We start from the raw sequence: 961 nt of genomic DNA on the forward strand, positions 1-961 counted from the left end.
CCATGGCCTCCAGCGGGACGATCCCGAACGGCTCGTAGCCGGCGGGGCACAGCACCACGTCGGCGGAGCGCAGCAGCGCCGGCACCCGGGCGGCGTTCACTCCGCCGGTGAAGCGGACCCGGTCGGCGACCCCGGCGTCCCGCGCGAGACCGCGCAGCCGGCCCACCTCCGGGTCGTCGTCCAGACGTTCCGGGGGAGGACCGCCGGCCACGACGAGTTCGGTCCCCGGCAGCCGGGCCAGCGCCGCCACCGAGACCTCCGCGCCCTTGCGCGGCACCAGCCGGCCCAGCTGGAGCAGCCGGTACCGGAACGGGCCGCGCGGCGCCGCGGGTCCCAGCGGCGTGAACCGGCCGGTGTCCACACCGCACGGCACGACGCAGATCCGGTCCGCCGGCACGCCCACGCGCAGCAGCTCGGCGACCTCGTCCCGGCAGGTGGCGACGACCCGGTCGCAGCCCAGCCCCACCTCGGTCTCGCAGCCGATCCGCTCCGGCGGACTGGTGTCGGCGAACTGCTGGTGCCGCCGCTTCACCGTGCCCAGCGCGTGATACGTGTGCAGCAGCGGCAGGTCCAGCTCCCGGGCCGCACGCAGCGAGGCCAGACCCGACATCCAGTAGTGCGAGTGCGCCACGTCGGGGGTGTGCGCCCGCCACGCCCGGGCCAGGTGCTGCCCGAACTCCTCCATGTACGGCAGCAGCCGGTCCTTGGGGACCGGTTCCGGCGGGCCAGCCGGGACGTGGTGCACCTCGACGCCTTCGCGCAGGGTCACCCGGTCGGGCAGGCCGGGCGCGTCGCGCCGGGTGTGCACGGTGACGCGGTGGCCGCGGTCGGCGAGCGCCCCGGCCAGGGCGGCGACATGGACGTTCTGCCCGCCCGCGTCCACCCCGCCGAGGGCGGCGAGAGGGCTCGCGTGCTCCGAGACCAGCGCGATGGACAGCACGCCCGGGGCCGCGCCGTCACC

At 76.9% G+C, this 961-nt stretch carries 1 protein-coding gene; it reads right to left on the reverse strand.

Going from position 1 to position 961, the window contains the following annotated elements; genetic code table 11:
• Positions 1-940 (reverse strand): glycosyltransferase (locus tag B9S61_RS20995; RefSeq protein ID WP_103543642.1); only part of this gene is annotated, 940 nt, incomplete at its 3' end.
• Between the last annotated feature and the right edge of the window lie 21 nt (positions 941-961).

Source organism: Streptomyces sp. SM1 (assembly GCF_002910825.1).
Taxonomy (GTDB): domain Bacteria; phylum Actinomycetota; class Actinomycetes; order Streptomycetales; family Streptomycetaceae; genus Streptomyces; species Streptomyces okerensis.